Below are 17551 nucleotides of genomic sequence, written 5' to 3'. Positions count from 1 at the left end.
TCCTCGGCTGGAGGATCTGGGGGATCTGGGGGATCTGGAGGATCTGGAGGATTCGTAAGGTGAGGTCGAACGCGCCTGGCCGGGTATGTGGCCGAGGCAGGGGCGGCGCGTGACCACCACCGCCGACTGCCTCTCACTGCTTGGTCTAGACCATACGGACGGGGGTCCGGAGGTCAAGAGGCGTACGGAGCGGCCTCTGTCAGAGGCAACGGATTCGCGCCAAGTTGCACCGGGGCCAAGGGAGTTGGTTGGCCGCGCGCCCGACGCCCGCCAGATCAGCCGCGGAGACGATCGGAGCCGGCCGTGCCGATGGGGCCGCCACCCGGCTCACCGGCACGGACGGGCTCCGGTCCGCCCCTCGGCTGAGCAGCCCCGTTTCTCCCGGCTCCTGGTCCCGTCGCGAGCCGGGGGCGTCGGTCGGGCCCTGCTCCCACGGCCTCTTCGGGCCATGCGGGTGCGCCGTCGCCCTCCACACCTGCTACCCGCCCGTGCGGGGGACTTCACCGGTGCTTCATCCGGCCGAAATTAGCCCGGCCGATTCCGGGAGAAAATTCTCATCGCCCGTACTGTTCGGCCGGGCACACCGCCCGCAGGACCCGGGCGCACCCCGAGCAGCCCCCCGACACGCGTCGGGGCCCGGAGCGCATGCCGCCCCGAGCCCCTACGCAACCCGTACCCGTACCCGTAAGCCGTGACCGGCAGGCAGCAGGCGGCCGTCAGCCGCCCCGCACTCCCCGTCCCCGGTTCAGCGCTCCAGGCCGCCCCGCGCGATCACCTCCGCGTACCACCGCGCGCTGTCCTTCGCCGTGCGGCGCTGGGACGCGAAGTCCACGTGCACGATGCCGAACCGCTTGCTGTAGCCGTACGCCCACTCGAAGTTGTCCAGCAGCGACCACAGGAAGTATCCGCGTACGTCCACCCCGTCCGCGATCGCCCGGTGCACCGCCGCCAGGTGGGCGTCCAGGTACGCCACCCGCTCCGGGTCGTGGACCTCGCCCTCCGGGTCGGCGTAGTCGTCGTACGCCGCCCCGTTCTCCGTCACCAGCAGCGGCACGGAGGGGAGTTCGTCGCGGAGGCGGGTCAGCAGCTCGTACAGGCCGTTCGCGTCGACCGGCCAGTCCATCGCGGTGCGCGGGCCGGCCGCCGGGGTGAACGCCACGTGCTGTTCCGCGCCCGCCCACGGCGACGGGGACTCCGACGTGCCCGACGAAACCACGCTGGGGGAGTAGTAGTTGATGCCCAGCGAGTCGATCGGCGTCGACGTCACCTCCAGGTCGCCGTCCCGGACGAACGACCAGTCCGTCACCTCCGCCGTGTCCTCGACCAGGTCCTGCGGCAGCCGGCCGTGGAAGACCGGGTCCAGGAAGATCCGGTTCGCCACCGCGTCGATCCGGCGCACCGCGTCCCGGTCCGCCTCCGTGTCCGCCAGCGGGCGCAGCGCGTGGAGGTTCAGGGTGAGGGAGATCTCGGCGGTGTCCGGCAGGAGGTCGCGCAGGACGCGGGCGCCCGCGCCGTGCGCCAGGTTCAGGTGGTGGGCGGCGCGCAGGGCCGCGAGGTCGCTGGTCCGGCCGGGGGCGTGGACCCCGTTCCCGTACCCGAGGAAGGCCGCACACCAGGGCTCGTTGAGCGTCGTCCAGGTCGGCACCCGGTCGCCCAGCGCCCCGGCCACCAGGCCCGCGTACTCCGCGAACCGGTGCGCGGTGTCCCGCTCCGGCCAGCCGCCCGCGTCCTCCAGCTCCTGCGGCAGGTCCCAGTGGTAGAGCGTGGCGACCGGTCTGATCCCGGCCGCCAGCAGCTCGTCCACCAGGCGGCGGTAGAAGTCCAGGCCGCGCTCCACGGCCGGGCCCCGGCCGGTCGGCTGGACCCGGGACCAGGAGACGGAGAACCGGTAGTCGGTGACGCCCAGTTCCTTCATCAGGCGTACGTCGTCCGGCATCCGGTGCAGATGGTCGGCGGCGATGTCCCCGGTGTCGCCGTTGCGCACCTTGCCGGGCGTCCGGCTGAAGGTGTCCCAGATGGACGGCGTACGGCCGCCCTCGGTGGCTCCGCCCTCGATCTGGTAGGCGGCGGTGGCGGTCCCCCAGCGGAACGCGGTGGGGAAGCGGAGTTCCGCCACGGTGTCGGGGCGGGGACCCGCGGAGTTCGCCGGACGGGCATCGACAGCGGTCATGGACTGACACTCCAGAGGTGAGGGAGGGGGCGGGGGCCCGCAGGAGGGGCGGGGCCCGCAGGGAGAGCCGGGGCCCGCAGGGAGAGGCGGGGCCCGCAGCAAGGGCGGGCGGCCCCGCAGGGAGGGGGGTCCCGCAGGGCGGATCGGCGTTCGGCGTCAGCCCTTGACCGCGCCCTGCATGATGCCGCCGACGATCTGCCGGCCCAGCAGGCCGAAGACCAGCAGCACGGGCAGTGTGCCGAGCAGCGTGCCGGCCATGATCACCGACTGGTCGTTGACGTAACCACCGCCGAGCTGACGCAGCGCGACCTGCACGGTCGGCTCCTGCGAGGACAGCGCGATGATCGGCCAGAAGAAGTCGTTCCACGCCGTCATGAACGTGAGCATCCCGAGCACCGCCATCCCCGGCCGCGCGATCGGGATCACGATCGACCAGAAGATCCGGGCCGTCGACGCCCCGTCCACCCGGGCCGCCTCGATCAGCTCGTCCGGCAGCGACTGCACCAGGTACTGGCGCATGAAGAACACCCCGAACGCCGAGACCAGGCCCGGCAGGATCACCGCCTGGAGCTGGTTCACCCACTGGAGCTCGGCGATCAGCATGAAGAGCGGGATCACGCCGAGCTGCGGCGGGATCATCATCGTCCCGATCGTCAGCGTCAGCAGCGCGCCCCGGCCCCGGAACTTCAGCTTGGCGAAGGCGAATCCGGCCAGCGTGCAGCACAGGACCGTGCCGAGCGTGATCGAGCCGGACACGATCAGCGAGTTCAGCAGGGCCTTGCCGATGTCGGCCTCTTCGAGGACCGCGTCGAAGTTCTTGATGAGGTTCGGGCCGGGCAGCAGGCTCGGCGGCACCTGCGCCAGGTCCGCGTTGGACCGGCTGGCCGCGACGATCGTCCAGTAGAACGGGAACGCGGAGATCAGCAGCGCGACACCGAGGATGAGGTAGGAGAGCCAGCCGCCCTTCATCGTCCGGCCCGCGCCCTCCTTACGGATCCGCTTGCGCGGCGGGTCCTGCGGCGGGCGGCCCTTCCCGGGCGCGGTCGGCGGTGCGGCGAGCGCGGTCATCGGCCGGCCTCCTTGCGTGCGCGGCGGCGCACGAGCAGGGCGTTGGCCCCGACGAGCACCACGATCAGGACGAACATCACCCAGGCGATGGCCGCGGCCCGGCCCAGGTGGAAGAAGCCCCAGCCCTGTTCGTACATGTACAGGCCGAGGGTCTGGTACTGGTGCGAGATGCCGCCGGAGATCGATCCCTCGAACAGCAGCGGCTCGCCGAAGAGCTGGGTCGCCCCGATCGTCGAGATGATCACCGTGAAGACGATCGTGGGGCGGAGTCCGGGAAGGGTGACGTGGATGAACTGCCGCCAGCGCGACGCCCCGTCCATCTCCGCCGCCTCGTACAGCTCGTGCGGGATCGACTGCATGCCCGCCAAGTAGATCAGCGCGTTGTACCCGGTCCAGCGCCAGATCACGATGGTGGAGACCGCGATCTGCGAGGCGACCGTGCCCGTCTGCCAGTCCACCGGATCGAAGCCGACCAGCCCGATCACGTAGTTGATCAGCCCGAAGTCGCGGCCGAAGAGCTGTGCGAAGACGAGCGTGGCCGCGGCCACCGACGTGGCGTACGGGAGCAGGATCGCGGTCCGGATGAAGGTCCGGCCGCGCAGCTTGTAGTTGAGCAGGTGCGCGAGGCCGAGTGCCATCGCGAGCTGCGGGACGGTGGACAGCACGCCGATCGTGAACGTGTTGCGCAGCGAGATCCAGAAGTACTCGTCGGTGAACAGCGCCGTGTAGTTGGCGATGCCCCGCCACTCCATCTCGCCGCTCGTCTGGAGCTCGACCCGGTAGAGCGAGACGAACGCCGTGTAGAGGAGCGGGAAGAGTCCGAAGGCCAGGAAGAGGGTGAAGAAGGGGGCGATATAGGCGTACGGGGAGGCCTTGCGCCAGGTCCGCCGGAGGGCGGCGGCCCGGCCGTCGTCGGGGCCGGGCCCGGTTCCGGACGGGCGGGGCCCGGCCTTCGCGGTGGCGGTGAGGGACACGGTGCGGCCCTTCGGGATCGGGAGCGGGCTGGGGGCGGAGGAGAGGTACGGGGGTGGCGCGGAGGAGAGGTACGGGGGTGGCGCGGAGGAGAGGCGGGGAGAGGCGCGGGGGCGCGGCCGGCCCGTCCCCGCCCTGTGCGGGCGGGGAGAGGTGCGGGGGCGGTGCCGGCCCGTCCCCGCCCTGCGCGGGCGGAGAGAGTACGGGGGCGGGGCCGGCCCGTCCGCCGTGCGCGGGCGGACCGGCCCCTGGCCGGCGGGGGTGAGGCGGTGGGGCGGTGGGTTGGTGGGTCGGTGAGCGGCGTCAGCCGATCACGTTGTCCACGCCCTTCTTCGCCGTCTGCCACGCCTTGTCCGACGACACTCCCTTGCGCTCGACCTCGCTCAGCGCGTTCGTGATCTGCTGCATCACGTTCTGGTCGTGCACACCCAGCACCTGGACCGGGGACTCCTTGGCCGCCTCACCGAAGATCTGGCCGATCGGGGCGCCCGAGAAGTACTCGTCCTTCGCGCCCGCGATCGTCTCGATGGCGCCCGTCGAGGACGGGAAGTTGCCCTGCTTCTGGAAGACCGTCGCCTGCTGCTCGGGGGCGGTCAGCCACTCGATCAGCTTGTACGCCTCTTCCTTGTGCTTGGCCGCACGCGGGATGGACAGGTACGAGCCGCCCCAGTTGCCCGCGCCGCCGGGGAGCTTGGCGATGTCCCACTTGCCCTTGCCCGCGTCGCCGGCCTGGCCCTTGACGTAGCCGAGCATCCAGGCCGGGCACGGGATCGTCGCGAACGAACCGGCCGCGAACGCCTGGTTCCACTGCGGGGACCACTGGTCCAGCTTGGCGCTCAGGCCCGCCTCGGCCGCCGCCACGGAGGTGTCCCAGGCCTCCTTGACCGCCGGGTTCTTCTCGTAGATCAGCTCGCCGGAGGCGTCGTAGTACCGCTCCTTCTCCTGGCCGATCATGATCCCGTAGAGCGAGCCGACGCTGTCCAGCCAGGCGCTCTTGGCGGGGGCCTTCTTCTTGTACTGCTTGCCCAGCTCCAGGTAGCCGTCCCACGTGGCCCACTTCTTCGCGAGCTCCTCGCGGTCCGTGGGCAGCCCGGCCTGCTCGAAGAGGTCGGTGCGGTAGCACATCGCCTCGGGGCCGACGTCCGTGCCGAGGCCGAGGATCTTGCCGTCCTTCGTGGTCGCCGCCGACCACTTGGCCTCGGCGAACTCGCCCTTGAGCTTGTCGGCCCCGAACTCCTTCAGGTCCTGGAACTTGTCGGACTGCTGCTGGGTGACCGAGGCGATGCGGCCCACCTCGACGCCCTGCACGTCGGCGAGACCGCCGCCGCCCGCCAGCCGGGTCTGGAGCGACTTCCAGTAGTCCGCCTCGTCCTGGGTGTCGCTCTGCTTGATCGTGATGTCCGGGTTGAGCTTCTGGTACTCCTCGTACAGCCCGGCCTCCTTGAAGCCGAACGACCCGAAGAGGTCGACGTTGAGCGTGACCTTTCCGCCCGCGCTGTCGGAGGAGTCCGACGAGTCGCTGGATCCACAGGCGGCGAGGAGCGCCCCGGCGAGGACGACCGCGCCGAGGCGGGCGGTGGCTCTCTTGGCGGCTCGGGCGATGGGCATGGGAAGCCTCCCTTGGCTTCGGGATGAACCGAGCGCTTTGAGAGCGCTCTCAAACCTGCGTCTGGAGCGTCCCCCACCGCCCCCGCCCCGTCAAGACTCGAACGCATAACAGCTTGGGGTCGCACGCGACGCCCATCCAATTGCCGTCTGTGCGCGATCTATTGACACTTACGTTTCAGGAGTTTTACGTTCCTTGGCACCTGAGAGCGCTCTCGGAAGCGCTCGTCCCCCCCATGATCGAGGTGCTGCTCGTGCGAACCTCCCTCTCCAGACTCGCCTCCAGACCCGCTGCGGCGACGCTCCTCGCCATCGCCGTGGCCGCTGTGGGCCTGGGCCCCGCCGCATCGCCCGCAGCCGCCGCCACCATCCCCGCCGGCGCCGGCAGCTACTCCGACTCCCGCCCCGCCGGTACCTCGGGCCCGACCACCAACACCGGCGCGCCCGTCACCCCCAAGCTCACCGCCGCCGCCCGGGACAAGCCGGTCCCGACCAACGACTGGTGGTCCTCGCTCGCCTACCAGCGCTACGGCGACAACCCGTACAGCACCCCCATGTACGGTCACCCGCTCACCTACCAGGCCAAGGCGTCCGGCCTGGAGGTCGGCTATCCGACCACGCCCGCGATCGTCGGCGACGGCCGCCAGTACGAGTACGCCCACAAGGCCGACCTCACCGTCGGCCTCAGCGGCCTGAACTCACCCGACACCAAGGCCGACGCCTGGTCCGACTGGACGGTCACGCCCTACTGGGCCGACGGCTCCCGCACCTTCCGGGCCACCATCGGCCACGGCATGCCCTTCGTGTACGCCAAGGGCTCGGGAGGCGACGCCCGCATCACCACCGCCTCCACGCCCACGGTCTTCTCCGACCAGGGCAACGTCCTCGGCATCACCGTCGCCGGGCACCACTACGCCCTCTTCGCACCGACCGGCAGCGACTGGAACGTCTCCGGCACCGCGATCACCGCGGGTCTCGGCGGGAAGGACTACTTCTCGCTCGCCGTGCTGCCCTCCACGGACGCGCTCGCGACCTACAAGAAGTACGCCTTCAGCTTCGTCACCGGCTCCCAGGTGGCCTGGCAGTCCACCGGCGGCAACGTACGGGCGACCTACAGCCTGACGACCGAGGCCAAGGAGGGCACCGAACGCGGCACGCTCCAGGCCCTCTACCGCCACCAGTGGCTGCACACCACCGACGCGCTGACCCCTTACACGTACGTGTCACCGCGCGGCACGATGAAGGTGCGCGAGTCCGCCTCCTTCACCACCAGCCAGAAGAACAACGGCGTCGTGCCCGCGCTGCCCGCCTCCAGCGGCGTCGACAAGGCCCGGCTGGCCGGTTACCTCAACGAGGTCGCGAACGCCTCCGACCCGTTCTCGGGGGCCGCCGACACCTACTGGACCGGCAAGGCCCTCGGCCGCCTCGCCCAGCTGGTGCCCGTCGCCGATCAGATCGGCCAGACCGCCACCCGCGACAAGCTCCTCGGCCTGATGAAGGGCCGGCTCCAGGAGTGGTTCACGGCGGGCGGGGCCAGTGAGTTCAGCTACGACAAGGACTGGAAGACCCTCACCGGCTACCCGGCCTCGTACGGCAGCGACACCGAGCTGAACGACCACCACTTCCACTACAGCTACTACGTCTACGCGGCGGGGATCATCGCCCAGTACGACCAGGCCTGGGTCGCCGACTCCGCCTGGGGCACGATGATCAAGCACCTGATCCGCGACACCGCCAACGCCAGCCGCACCGACTCCGCCTACCCGTTCCTGCGCGGCTTCGACGTGTACGCGGGCCACAGCTGGGCCTCCGGCCACCAGGGCTTCGCGGCGGGCAACAACCAGGAGTCCTCCTCCGAGTCCATCAACCTCAGCGCGGGACTCGTCCTCTACGGCGCGGCCACCGGCGACACCAACCTCCGCGACCTCGGCAGCTATCTGCTGACCACCGAGTCCGAGGCGATCACCCAGTACTGGTTCGACGCCGACCAGCAGGTCTTCCCCGGCTCCTTCGGCCATGACACGGTCGGCATGGTCTGGGGCAGCGGCGGCGCGTACTCCACCTGGTGGACCGCCAACCCGGAGGAGATCCACGGCATCAACGTCCTTCCGGTGACCGGTGGTTCACTCCACCTGGCCCGCGAGAAGGCGGCCATCAAGCGGAACATCGCCGAGATGGAGCGCGAGAACGGCGGTCCCGCACAGGAGTGGCGCGACCTGCTCTGGCAGTTCGAGTCGCTGTCGGACCCGGCGGCGGCGAAGGCCAAGTGGGACGGGGTGAACGGGAACTACGAGCCGGAGCAGGGTGAGTCCAAGGCGCACACCTACCACTGGATCAACACCCTGAACACGGTCGGCGCGCCCGACATGACGGTCAGCGGCGACCTGCCGACCTCCGCCGTCTTCTCGAAGGACGGCGTCCGCACCTACACCGCCCACAACCACGGCTCCACCGCCCGTACGGTCACCTTCTCCGACGGGAAGAGCCTGTCGGTTCCGGCCCGTTCGACGGCCACGAGCACGGGCCCCGGCGGCGGCAACCCGGACCCCGACCCGGACCCGGACCCGCCGACCGGCAACACCTTCCGCCTCAAGACCGGCGGCGTCCTCACCACCGCCACCACCGACCCGGCGGGCGCGGACACCATCGCCTCGGCCGACGGCGTCAACCGGGACGGCACCCCGTACCGGCCGACCGCCTACGAGGTGAAGCAGGTCAACGGCAAGGTCGCTCCCGGCGCGGCCACCGCGTTCCGCCTCCGGGTCGACGCGGGCACGAAGGTCGGGCTCGCCCCGCAGGTCCGGGTCAGCTACGACCTCACCGGCGACGGCACGTTCGACCGGACCGAGACCTTCCGCTACTTCGCGACCGACCCGGTCAACGGGTGGGAGGAGTACACGCAGGCGGTCGGTGCGAAGGCTGTCACCGGGAGCCTGGGCGAACTGAAGAACGGCACCGTCCGCCTGGAGGTCTGGAACGCGCTCGGCAGCGGCACGTCCCAGGTGCAGACCGGCACGGACGCGGCCGTCCTGAAGATCCCGTACGTGTAGGTCGCGCGGGATCCCGTGAGCCCGGGTCGCGCGGGATCCCGTATGTCCGGGTCGCGCCGCCCCATCCGGACAACCGGACAGGTGGCGGGATCCGTACGTGTAGGGCGTGACCCGTACGGGAACGATGCGTGCGGCGGGTCTCCGGCTCCTCAGGGCGGAGGCCCGCCGCACTTCGGTGCGTCCGCGCTCACGTGGCGGTCAGGCCGAGGCCCGTCGCACCAGGGTCGTCGGGGTGATCACGGAGGCGGGCGCCGGGCCGCTGCCCGTACGGTCCCGGTCCAGTCCGCGCAGCAGCAGGCGGGCCATCAGCCGGCCCTGCCCCTCGATGTCCTGGTTGACCGTGGTCAGCGGCGGATCGGTGGTCCCGGCCACCGAGTCCATGTCGTCGAACCCGACGATCGCCACCTGCTCCGGCACGGCCACCCCGCGCTCCCGCAGCACGCGCAACGCACCCGACGCCATCAGGTCGTTGGCGGCGAACACCGCGTCCAGGTCGGGCCGTCGCTCCAGCAGCTCCGCCATCGCCCGGGCCCCGCTCTCCACGGTGAACGCGCCCTCGGCGACGAGCGTCGGGTCCACGTCCAGCAGGACGTCCCGGTAGCCGTCGAAGCGGTCCACCGCCGAGGTCTGGTCGGGCGGTCCGCCGATGTGCGCGATCCGCTGCCGCCCGAGGTCCTTCAGATACCGCACGGCCACCCTCGCGCCGCCCCGGTTGTCCGCGTCCACATAGAGGACGGCCTGATCCCCGGGATCGGCGGTCCAGCTGGGCCGGCCCCCGTACACCGTGGGAATCCCGGCCCGCCGGGTGATCGCGGGCAGCGGGTCGTCGGTGTGCAGCGAGAACGCGAGCGCCCCGTCGACGTGTCCGCCGGACAGATAGAGGGCGATACGGTCGAAGTCTCCGGGCCCCTCCACCAGCAGCAGGACGAGCTGGGTGTCGTGGGCGGTCAGCTCCTTGCTGATGCCCCGGATCTGCTGGGAGAAGAAGGGGTCGGAGAAGATCCGTATCTCCGGCTCCGCGATGACGACGGCCACCGCTCCCGTCCGCCGGGTCACCAGGGTCCTGGCCGCGTGGTTCGGGATGTAGCCCAGCTCGTCGACCGCCTTGAGCACCTTGTCCACGAGCGGCTTGCGGACTCCGTCACCCCCGTTGACGACCCGCGAGGCGGTGGCCCGCGACACCCCCGCACGTGTCGCGACGGCTTCCAGGGTGGGCCGGGACCCGGGGGGCTGCTCGGGCAAGGCGGTCGCTCCTCGTCGACGGGGGCGGCGATACGCGGGCTGGTGCGCGGGGTGCTGTGCGCGTACTCGGTGTCGCCGCCGGATCGCCTACAGCCTAGCGCCGGGAACTGACAGGCCTGAGAGCGCTTCCAGGGGAGGGCCGGAAGGTGCGAGGGGAGCCAAGGCACGCTACTGGGCCGTGAAGTGTGGGGATGCCCCCGCTCCGCTCTGGGCGACCTCCATACTTCATACGATCATCACATTTGACGTTAGGGGAACCCATGGGAGTCCTGCGAGGAGTTCGCGGCAGCGCGGCAGCCCGGGCGACCGTCGGCATGGCACTGCTCATGGGCCTGGTGGCGGCGGGGGGCCGGCACGAGGTGGCGGCCGACCCGGCGCCGCCCCAGCCGGTGCGCACCGTCTCGTACAACGCCTGCGGCGCGCACACCTGCCAGAACACCGTGGACAGCGCCGACACCTGGGCGGCGAAGTTCCTGTCGCGGATGAACGCCGAGGGCGGTCCCGCCGACGTGATCGCGCTGCAGGAGATGTGTACCGGCCAGTACGAGGCCCTGCAGAAGGTGTTGACCGGCTACAGCGCGCACTGGGCCGGCGAGCAGGAGCCCGCGGGGTGCGGCCGGTGGGGCGGCAGCTCGACGAAGTTCGGGCAGGTGCTGTTCGTCAAGGGCGCGGCCGCGGACTTCACCGCGTACCGAGCCCTCGCCAACCCCGCTGAGACCTCCATCGCCCAGCAGCGGTGGATGCTGTGCCTCAGGGGGCCGGTCGGTGGCCGGACCACTCTGGCCTGCGGCACGCATCTGTCCCCTTCGCTGCCGTTGAACGGGACGCCGGTGGTGCTCGCGAACATGGAGCGGTGGGCGGCGGGCGCACCTGCCCTGATCACCGGCGACTTCAACGCCATACCCGGCCACTCCGGGCTCGTGCCGATGCGGACGGGGCTGTGCGGCACGGGTCCGTTCGTCGAGGCGGACGCGGGGAAGAACGCCCCGACCGCCTATGCGAGCGCGGCGCCCTTCAGCTACCGCCTCAAGTACGACCACGCCTTCTTCGGCAGCAGGGATTTCACGGAACTACGCGCCAGGACCGCCGACATCGACCTGACGCCGGGCGAGGACCACAAGCTGGTGTGGGCGGAGGCGAAGCCCCTGGAGCGGGGCGCCACGCAGGTGCCGGGCGATCTGACCGGCGATCTCTGCCCCGACATGCTCGCCGTCCGCAAGGACGACACGCTCCGCCTGTATCCCGGAACGGGCCGGGGCGCCTTCGGGTCCCCGCGCGTGATCGGCAGCGGGCCCGAGTGGAGCGGCGCGGTGGTCAGCCACCGCGGGGACTGGGACGGCGACGGCGACGAGGATGTGGTCGCCCGCAAGGGCGACCAACTGCTGCTCCACCGGAACACGGGCACGGGCGACCTCGAACCGGGCGTGGTGATGAAGGTTTCGGAGACCGGCTGGGCCCACGCCTCACCGGTTGCGGCGGGCGACATCGACGGGGACGGCGGCCCCGACGTCCTGGCCACCAGTTCCACCGGACTGTGGCTCCACCGAGGGCGGGTGGCGGCGGACGGTGGTTGGCTGTCCTTCAGTGCCGTACGGATCGGCCCGGCGGAGTGGAAGGACCGGGAGGTTCTCGTCCCCGGTGACACGGACGGGGACGGAAAGGCGGAGGTCTGGGCCCGCGACACCGCGGGGACGGTCGAGCGGTACGCCTACGACAGCGGTACGCGGACCCTGGGCGCTCCCATCACGCTCGGCAGCCTCCCCAAGGAGTCCCGCCCGCTGGGGCTCTCGCTCGGTGACGTCGACGGCGACGGGCACGCCGACCTCTGGACCACTACAGTCGCCGCCGACCTGGTGTTCCACCCGGGCGGAACACCGTTCGCGGAGGCCGGCGGGGTGGCGGTGGGGACCGGCGGCTGGGGGTACTTCTCCCGGCTGGGCTGATCGCCCCGCGGTCCGGTTGCTCGAACTGCGCCTCTTCGGGGCCAACTGCGCGTTGGACACGCTGGGTATGCATGACCATCACTCAGAGTGGAAGGTGTGCGGCATGGAAGCGATGGAGCGGCGCAGGGCGGCGGCGGACCGGGTGCGGGTGGCGGAGGACGCCGTGGAGCGGTTGAAGGAAGGGCTTGCGGAGTTCGGGATGAAGCTGCCGTCCCTGCGGATCGATCCGGTCTCGTGTGCGGGTGACGAACCGGCGCCCCTGGTCGACCTGGGCCGCTGCAACATCGACACGGCGTTGCGGCTGTGCGAGGTGCTGGCGGAGAAGGAGAGCGGTCATGACGGGTGACGGGTGCGGGCCGGGTGTGCCCGAGGCGGGCGGATTCGTGGTGGACGCGCGGGACGGGCGGGTCGGCCGGGTGACGGGCCGGTCCGGGCCGAACGTGCGGCTGCGGCCGCCCGGTGGCGGGCCGGAGTGGGAATGCCCGCCGGAGGCGGTGCGGCCGGCGTCACCGGGAGTGGTGCTGCGGGCCCGGGTGACGGAGATCAACAGGGAGGGGCAGCTGCCGCGTTGAGGGCGGGCGGATCACCACGCGCGAGGCGGCGGGGCCGGCCCCTCCTCGGGGTCGGGCCCGCCGCCGCTCGGGGGGGCGCACGCCGGGTCACATGATGCGGTACGCCAAGTAGTACGCGGACAACTGCTCGTGGTAGCCCGGGTCGTCCGCCTGTCGGTGGCGGTCGAACTCCGGGGAGTCCTTGACCTGTTCCTTGGTGAGGTCGACGTAGACCTTCCGGTCCTCGGTGTCGATGCGCTTCACCGTGCCCGCGGGCAGCAGGACGTCCTTGCCGAAGATCCAGACTCCGGTGTCGACGAGCAGATAGGCCGAACCCACCTCGTCGGAGTACTTGTCGACCTTTCCGATACCGCCGTCGGTGGCCTCGACCGCATAGCCGGTCAGGTCGGCGCCCACGGTGTGACCGCTCGACGGCTGATAGCCCCACAGGGAGTCGCTCATTGTGGCTCCTTTCGTGAAGGTCGCCCAATTCATTAGTGTCGCGTATCGGCAATGCGTTATCGAGCGATCGCCGAACGATTACTTCCGCTGAACTCCGTGTGCCCGGGGAGAGACGGCGTACACCTGGGCGGTGCCGCCGGTCAGCGGCGGATGCTGGTCAGAGGTGACTACCAGCGGTACCACCGGCCCCGTCGGCCGCCGCTCGCGGCGGGACGGACGAAGAACCCTACGAGCCACAGCACCAGGACGATCACGGCTATCCACCAGAGAGCTTTGATCGCGAAACCGATACCGAAGAGAACCAGGGCGAGCAATAGAACGAGAAGCAGGGGAACCATGATGATCAACCTCCGGACATTCAGGTTCCCGCTTACATTTCTCCTACACATGAAGGGTGCCGATGAATTCCCCCCGACCGGTCAGGGAACGGGGCGCGATATCACTCGTGACCGGTGGTCGCCGCGCGCTTCCCTGCGCGGGGCCACTCGTTCGTGGGACGCTGGGAGGAGCGGCGGACAGCCGTGAACGCCCCGATCTAGCCTCGTCGGCAAGGCCACGGAAGAAGGGACCCGCGATGACCGCAGCGTTCGTCGAGAACGGCCCGGCTTCGGATGGGCGCGCGTGGGACTACCTTCTGCGGACTTGGCGTGAACTGGACGTGCCCGAGGGATGGCGCGCCGAGATCGACGACGAGCGGATCGTCTTGGGGCCACCGCCGCACGCGCACCACAACGGCATCGCCGCCAAGGTGCAGCGCAGGCTCTACGCGACGCTGCCCGATGACCTGGGGATCTACCAGACCCTCGGCGTCCACGTCGCCCCGCTCGGCAAGCTGTACGTCCCCGACCTGGTCGTCATGCCGACCGAGCTGATCGCGGCGGCCGATCCGGAGATCAGCGATCCGATGGACGCGGCGGAGGCGTTGCTCGTCGTCGAGATCACCTCGCGGGGGAACGCGCGGGAGGACCGCACCAAGAAGTACCGCGCGTATGCCCGCGCGGGAGTCCCGATGTACCTGCTGATCGACCGGTTCGACACCCGGGGGCCGATGGCCACGCTGTTCACGGAACCGAACGAGGACGGCACGTACAAGCACACGGACGCGGTGCCGTTCGGCAAGCCGCTGGCCCTGCCGTCCCCGTTCGACGTGCAGCTGATGACGGGGGAGTTCCCGGGGCCCGCCGTCTAGCGGGTGCCCGCCGGCGGGCGGGTGACCACCTTGATGTTGAAGGTGTGGGATCCCACCCCGCCCGCGATCCCCATGAAGAGGAACGCGAAGTGCTCCTGGCCGCGCGCCGTGGTGATGCCGCCGATGTCGAGCTGGGAGGAGTCCGGCCACCCGAGGTCCGTGAGCAGCCTGCCGGTGGTGCGCTTGGCCTCGGCGTCGTCGCCGGAGAGGAAGACCGTGCCCGGCTCGGTGAGGTCGCCCGGGGCGGTCATGGTGGTGGAGTCCATCGTGCAGAGCGTCTTGACGACCGGAGTCAGCGGGAACGCCTCCTGGATCAGTTCGCCCAGGCTGCTGTTGGGGTGGGTGAGCGCGCTGAAGTCGTCGGAGAGGCCGACGCCGACGTCGATCAGCAGCGTGCCGGCCAGGGCCGGGGCTCCGATGGAGTGCAGCAGGTCCACGGAGACCCCGCCAGGTGTGGCGTTGACGAGCACCTCCGCATGCGCGGCCGCCTCGTCGAGGCCGGCGACGGGCAGTCCGAGGCCGGTGCGTTCTTCGGGCCGACGTGATCCGAGGAGGACGTCGTGTCCTGCGGCGCGCCAGCCGTGGGCCAGGGCGCGGGCGACATTTCCGGTACCGAGAAGTCCTATACGCATGGGGGAGACGCTAGCCAGCGGGGCCCCGGGGCGTATCGGGCTGGAGACCGGGGCGGGGCGGCACCTGAGGCCTAGTCCGCAGGACGCCCCTGTGCGTGGGGCGACCCCGGGGCCCGCCCCGCACCGGTCACGCCGCTGTACGGGCCACGAAGGCCACCTCTTCCTGTTCCTCGTCGAGGGCGATGCTGAGGGAGGCGTCCAGGGCGAGCGCCAGTCGCCGGAGCAGGAGCAGGGTGGGCACCGCGTCGGCACCCTCGACGCGGGAGATCTTCGCCTGGGTCAGGCCCGCTCGCTCGGCGACATCCTGCTGGGACAGGCCGAGTTCCTTGCGACGGTCGTACACCGCCTTGGCGAAGGCCATGGCGAGCCGGACTTCCGCGCGCTCGGCGCGGGTCTCCTCGGACTCGTCGGGCCTGGAGGCGAGTTCCTGTTCGCGCTGCAGCTTCCAGCGGCTGTGGTTCATGAGGTCTCCCTGCTCTCTCCGCGTGTGTACGTCGTGTGGGCCGGTTCGTGTTCGGCCTCGCACAGCGCCCGGGCCCGCACGGCTCGAGCCACTTGGGCCGCCTCCCGCATCCGCGTCTTGCGGAAGACGGTCAGGAGCACGATGCGGCGTTCCGAGGCGAACCAGTACGTGCTTCTTGTGGCCTCGCCGTTCAGCGTCGGCCGAAGTTCGTACAGTCCGTCCCGAGGGGGCGACTGAACGGCATCGGAGTGCTTGTTCCCATCGAAGCGAGCAGGGCCGCGTACTCCTCCACTTTGACGTAGTGCTTCTCGGGGAGAAGCTCCAGCCAGTCACGAACTTCGGGCTCTACCTCGATGACGTGCATGTATGTCACGCCCGGCACCATAATATGTCGTGGACGACATGATAGTTCGATCCCGTTGGCTTCGCCTTTCCGGGTGGGCGCGGAACGTCAGGTTGACGCTTCCGTGGTCTCCCTGTGCTCCCGGCCCTCTTAGGCATACGGGAGGCGGCGCAGGACGCCCCCGGTCCTCCCGTCCGCCGGGAAGGCGGGGGAGGACCGGGGGCAGGTCGGGCAGGCCGGAGGGCGGGGCCGGGGGCGGAGTCAGACTCCCGCCGGAGCCTTGGCCGGGGAGGTGCCGGGGTCCGTGCCGTCGGAGGCGGAGCCCGTGCCGGCGGGGGCGGCCGGAGTGGTGGCGGGGTGGGTGTTGCCCGTGGCGGCGACCGTGGACGGGGTCGGTTCCTGGGAGACGTTGAACTCGGCCAGCAGGTCCTTGCCGAAGCCGAAGAAGTACGTCGCGACGAACCCGGCGACATACCCGACGAGCAGGCCGCCCGCGTAGATCGCGATCGTCGAGCCCAGGCCGTGGTTGCCGTCGAGGAGGGGGAACAGGGCCCAGCCGGACGGGCCGATGGCCGTCGAGCCGACCGTGTCGCCGAGCTGGTTGAACAGGCCGACGAAGCCCGCGCCGAACGCGCCGCCGACGCACGCCGTGACGAACGGGCGGCCGAGCGGGAGCGAGACGCCGTAGATCAGGGGCTCGCCCACACCCAGCAGACCCGCCGGCAGCGCCGACTTGATGGTGCGGCGGATCGACTCGTTGCGGGGGAGGCGGAAGTAGACGGCCACGGCCGCGCCCACCTGGCCCGCACCGGCCATCGCGAGGATCGGCAGCAGGACCGTGTACCCCTGCTGCTCGATGAGCGTGGTGTGGATCGGGATCAGCGCCTGGTGCAGGCCCAGCATCACCAGGGGCAGGAACAGGCCGCCGAGCACGAAGCCCGCGCCCGCGCCGCCGTTGGACAGCAGCCAGTCGGCGAACGTGCCGATCGCGGAGGACACCTCGCCCGCCACGTACATCAGGCCGAAGATCGTCACCAGGCCGGAGATCAGCACCGTCAGGGTCGGGGTGACCAGGACGTCCAGCGCCTCCGGCACCCACCGGCGGCACCACTTCTCCACGTACACCGCGAGGACCGCCGCGCCCAGCGCGCCGAGCACACCGCCCTGGCCCGGGGAGAGCGTCTGGCCGAAGGCGTCGATGTTCGCGACGCCCGGGAAGACGATGATCGCCGCCACCGCACCGCCCAGGATCGGCGTACCGCCGAACTCCTTCGCCGTGTTGTAGCCCACGAACACCGCGATCAGCGCCATGAAACCGGACGCCATCGCCGCCAGCGCGGGTGTCACGGCGGGCAGCCACTGGAGGTTCACCAGCAGGCCGTTGAGGCCCGCGATAATTCCGCAGCCGATGAGCGCCGGGATCAGCGGCACGAAGATGTTGGCGATCTTGCGCAGGAACAGCTTGAACGGGGTGGCGTTCTTCGCCTTCCGCTGGGCCTTGATCGCCGCGCCCTGGGCCGCCAGTTCCTCGGCGGAGACGGGGGCCGTACCGGGCGCGGGGGCCGGTTCGGGCGCGGCCTCGCGGGCCTCGTCGACCAGCTGCTCGAACTCCGGGGTGACCCGGGCGACCGTGCCCGGGCCCAGCACGATCTGGTACGTGTCGTCCTCGACGACGCCCATGACGGCGGGCAGGGCCTTCAGCGCCTCGTCGTCGACGAGGGACCGGTCGTGCAGACCGAGGCGGAGCCGGGTCATGCAGTGGGCGATGGAGGCGACGTTCGCCCCGCCGCCGACGAGCGGCAGGATCGCGGCGGCGGTGGCGCGGTTCTTGTCTTCTGTGGCCATGGTGCTTGGTGCCTTG

17 protein-coding genes are annotated in these 17551 nt (G+C 70.8%); 5 read left to right on the top strand and 12 right to left on the bottom strand.

Going from position 1 to position 17551, the window contains the following annotated elements:
* Window positions 1–745 precede the first annotated feature (745 nt).
* The 4 genes from N7925_RS15470 to N7925_RS15455 form a co-directional block, all read right to left on the bottom strand.
* Complete coding sequence (locus N7925_RS15470; protein ID WP_265600194.1) at window positions 746–2170, bottom strand: GH1 family beta-glucosidase; 1425 nt, start codon at window positions 2168–2170, stop codon at window positions 746–748.
* A 156-nt stretch (window positions 2171–2326) separates the two neighbouring features.
* Window positions 2327–3238 carry a carbohydrate ABC transporter permease gene (locus tag N7925_RS15465; protein WP_265600193.1) on the bottom strand — a complete coding sequence of 304 codons (912 nt, stop codon included), beginning with the start codon at window positions 3236–3238 and terminating at the stop codon, window positions 2327–2329.
* Window positions 3235–4212 carry a carbohydrate ABC transporter permease gene (locus N7925_RS15460; protein WP_018958775.1) on the bottom strand — a complete coding sequence of 326 codons (978 nt, stop codon included), beginning with the start codon at window positions 4210–4212 and terminating at the stop codon, window positions 3235–3237. The genes N7925_RS15465 and N7925_RS15460 overlap by 4 nt, the downstream gene beginning before the upstream one ends.
* A gap of 301 nt (window positions 4213–4513) precedes the next feature.
* Window positions 4514–5818, bottom strand: a complete 1305-nt coding sequence (locus N7925_RS15455) for an ABC transporter substrate-binding protein (RefSeq protein WP_274344170.1) — start codon at window positions 5816–5818, stop codon at window positions 4514–4516.
* Between the two features lie 233 nt (window positions 5819–6051).
* Here N7925_RS15455 and N7925_RS15450 point away from each other — a divergent pair, with 233 nt between their 5' ends.
* Complete coding sequence (locus tag N7925_RS15450; RefSeq protein ID WP_274344169.1) at window positions 6052–8865, top strand: glycosyl hydrolase; 2814 nt, start codon at window positions 6052–6054, stop codon at window positions 8863–8865.
* A 198-nt stretch (window positions 8866–9063) separates the two neighbouring features.
* Here the strand turns inward: N7925_RS15450 and N7925_RS15445 are convergent, their stop codons facing one another.
* Entirely contained in the window at window positions 9064–10107 is a 1044-nt protein-coding gene (locus N7925_RS15445) for a LacI family DNA-binding transcriptional regulator (RefSeq protein WP_274344168.1), read from the bottom strand.
* Window positions 10108–10367: 260 nt separating this feature from the next.
* Between N7925_RS15445 and N7925_RS15440 the strand changes: the two genes are divergently transcribed.
* The 3 genes from N7925_RS15440 (at window position 10368) to N7925_RS15430 (ending at window position 12622) form a co-directional block, all read left to right on the top strand.
* Window positions 10368–12050 (top strand): FG-GAP-like repeat-containing protein, encoded by a 1683-nt coding sequence (locus N7925_RS15440; RefSeq protein WP_274344167.1) that lies wholly within the window; start codon window positions 10368–10370, stop codon window positions 12048–12050.
* Between the two features lie 103 nt (window positions 12051–12153).
* Window positions 12154–12396 carry a hypothetical protein gene (locus N7925_RS15435; RefSeq protein ID WP_265600188.1) on the top strand — a complete coding sequence of 81 codons (243 nt, stop codon included), beginning with the start codon at window positions 12154–12156 and terminating at the stop codon, window positions 12394–12396.
* Complete coding sequence (locus N7925_RS15430) at window positions 12386–12622, top strand: hypothetical protein (protein ID WP_265600187.1); 237 nt, start codon at window positions 12386–12388, stop codon at window positions 12620–12622. The genes N7925_RS15435 and N7925_RS15430 overlap by 11 nt, the downstream gene beginning before the upstream one ends.
* An 87-nt stretch (window positions 12623–12709) precedes the next feature.
* Here N7925_RS15430 and N7925_RS15425 read toward each other — a convergent pair whose 3' ends face one another.
* Window positions 12710–13063, bottom strand: a complete 354-nt coding sequence (locus tag N7925_RS15425; RefSeq protein WP_265600186.1) for a PRC-barrel domain-containing protein — start codon at window positions 13061–13063, stop codon at window positions 12710–12712.
* A gap of 167 nt (window positions 13064–13230) precedes the next feature.
* Window positions 13231–13401: a DUF5670 family protein gene (locus N7925_RS15420; protein ID WP_265600185.1), complete on the bottom strand. Its 171-nt coding sequence runs from the start codon at window positions 13399–13401 to the stop codon at window positions 13231–13233.
* Window positions 13402–13637: 236 nt separating this feature from the next.
* Here N7925_RS15420 and N7925_RS15415 point away from each other — a divergent pair, with 236 nt between their 5' ends.
* Entirely contained in the window at window positions 13638–14252 is a 615-nt protein-coding gene (locus N7925_RS15415; protein WP_274344166.1) for a Uma2 family endonuclease, read from the top strand.
* Here the strand turns inward: N7925_RS15415 and N7925_RS15410 are convergent.
* The 5 genes from N7925_RS15410 to N7925_RS15395 all read right to left on the bottom strand — a co-directional run bounded on the left by N7925_RS15410 (window position 14249) and on the right by N7925_RS15395 (window position 17535).
* Window positions 14249–14884, bottom strand: a complete 636-nt coding sequence (locus N7925_RS15410; RefSeq protein ID WP_274344165.1) for an NADPH-dependent F420 reductase — start codon at window positions 14882–14884, stop codon at window positions 14249–14251. The two genes, N7925_RS15415 and N7925_RS15410, sit on opposite strands and share 4 nt — an antisense overlap.
* A 127-nt stretch (window positions 14885–15011) precedes the next feature.
* Window positions 15012–15347, bottom strand: a complete 336-nt coding sequence (locus N7925_RS15405) for a helix-turn-helix domain-containing protein (protein ID WP_265600182.1) — start codon at window positions 15345–15347, stop codon at window positions 15012–15014.
* On the bottom strand, window positions 15344–15562 hold the full coding sequence (locus tag N7925_RS36090) for a type II toxin-antitoxin system RelE/ParE family toxin (RefSeq protein ID WP_331618201.1): 219 nt from the start codon (window positions 15560–15562) through the stop codon (window positions 15344–15346). The genes N7925_RS15405 and N7925_RS36090 overlap by 4 nt, the downstream gene beginning before the upstream one ends.
* Window positions 15538–15720 carry a hypothetical protein gene (locus tag N7925_RS36085; protein ID WP_322784788.1) on the bottom strand — a complete coding sequence of 61 codons (183 nt, stop codon included), beginning with the start codon at window positions 15718–15720 and terminating at the stop codon, window positions 15538–15540. The genes N7925_RS36090 and N7925_RS36085 overlap by 25 nt, the downstream gene beginning before the upstream one ends.
* A 231-nt stretch (window positions 15721–15951) precedes the next feature.
* Window positions 15952–17535: a PTS transporter subunit EIIC gene (locus tag N7925_RS15395; protein ID WP_274344164.1), complete on the bottom strand. Its 1584-nt coding sequence runs from the start codon at window positions 17533–17535 to the stop codon at window positions 15952–15954.
* Window positions 17536–17551 lie beyond the last annotated feature (16 nt).

The sequence above is a fragment of the Streptomyces sp. CA-278952 genome (assembly GCF_028747205.1).
Taxonomy (GTDB): Bacteria; Actinomycetota; Actinomycetes; order Streptomycetales; family Streptomycetaceae; genus Streptomyces.
Note: the sequence above shows the minus strand (reverse complement) of the source record. Positions and strands in the feature narration are given on the sequence as shown.

Excerpts from the sequence above, each read along its gene's own strand:
- N7925_RS15425 (WP_265600186.1), bottom strand. The coding sequence starts at position 13,063 with ATGAGCGACTCCCTGTGGGGCTATCAGCCGTCGAGCGGTCACACCGTG.
- N7925_RS15455 (WP_274344170.1), bottom strand. The coding sequence starts at position 5,818 with ATGCCCATCGCCCGAGCCGCCAAGAGAGCCACCGCCCGCCTCGGCGCG.
- N7925_RS15470 (WP_265600194.1), bottom strand. The coding sequence starts at position 2,170 with ATGACCGCTGTCGATGCCCGTCCGGCGAACTCCGCGGGTCCCCGCCCC.
- N7925_RS15435 (WP_265600188.1), top strand. The coding sequence starts at position 12,154 with ATGGAAGCGATGGAGCGGCGCAGGGCGGCGGCGGACCGGGTGCGGGTG.
- N7925_RS15405 (WP_265600182.1), bottom strand. The coding sequence starts at position 15,347 with ATGAACCACAGCCGCTGGAAGCTGCAGCGCGAACAGGAACTCGCCTCC.
- N7925_RS15450 (WP_274344169.1), top strand. The coding sequence starts at position 6,052 with ATGATCGAGGTGCTGCTCGTGCGAACCTCCCTCTCCAGACTCGCCTCC.
- N7925_RS15415 (WP_274344166.1), top strand. The coding sequence starts at position 13,638 with ATGACCGCAGCGTTCGTCGAGAACGGCCCGGCTTCGGATGGGCGCGCG.
- N7925_RS15430 (WP_265600187.1), top strand. The coding sequence starts at position 12,386 with ATGACGGGTGACGGGTGCGGGCCGGGTGTGCCCGAGGCGGGCGGATTC.
- N7925_RS15420 (WP_265600185.1), bottom strand. The coding sequence starts at position 13,401 with ATGGTTCCCCTGCTTCTCGTTCTATTGCTCGCCCTGGTTCTCTTCGGT.
- N7925_RS15410 (WP_274344165.1), bottom strand. The coding sequence starts at position 14,884 with ATGCGTATAGGACTTCTCGGTACCGGAAATGTCGCCCGCGCCCTGGCC.
- N7925_RS15395 (WP_274344164.1), bottom strand. The coding sequence starts at position 17,535 with ATGGCCACAGAAGACAAGAACCGCGCCACCGCCGCCGCGATCCTGCCG.
- N7925_RS15465 (WP_265600193.1), bottom strand. The coding sequence starts at position 3,238 with ATGACCGCGCTCGCCGCACCGCCGACCGCGCCCGGGAAGGGCCGCCCG.
- N7925_RS15440 (WP_274344167.1), top strand. The coding sequence starts at position 10,368 with ATGGGAGTCCTGCGAGGAGTTCGCGGCAGCGCGGCAGCCCGGGCGACC.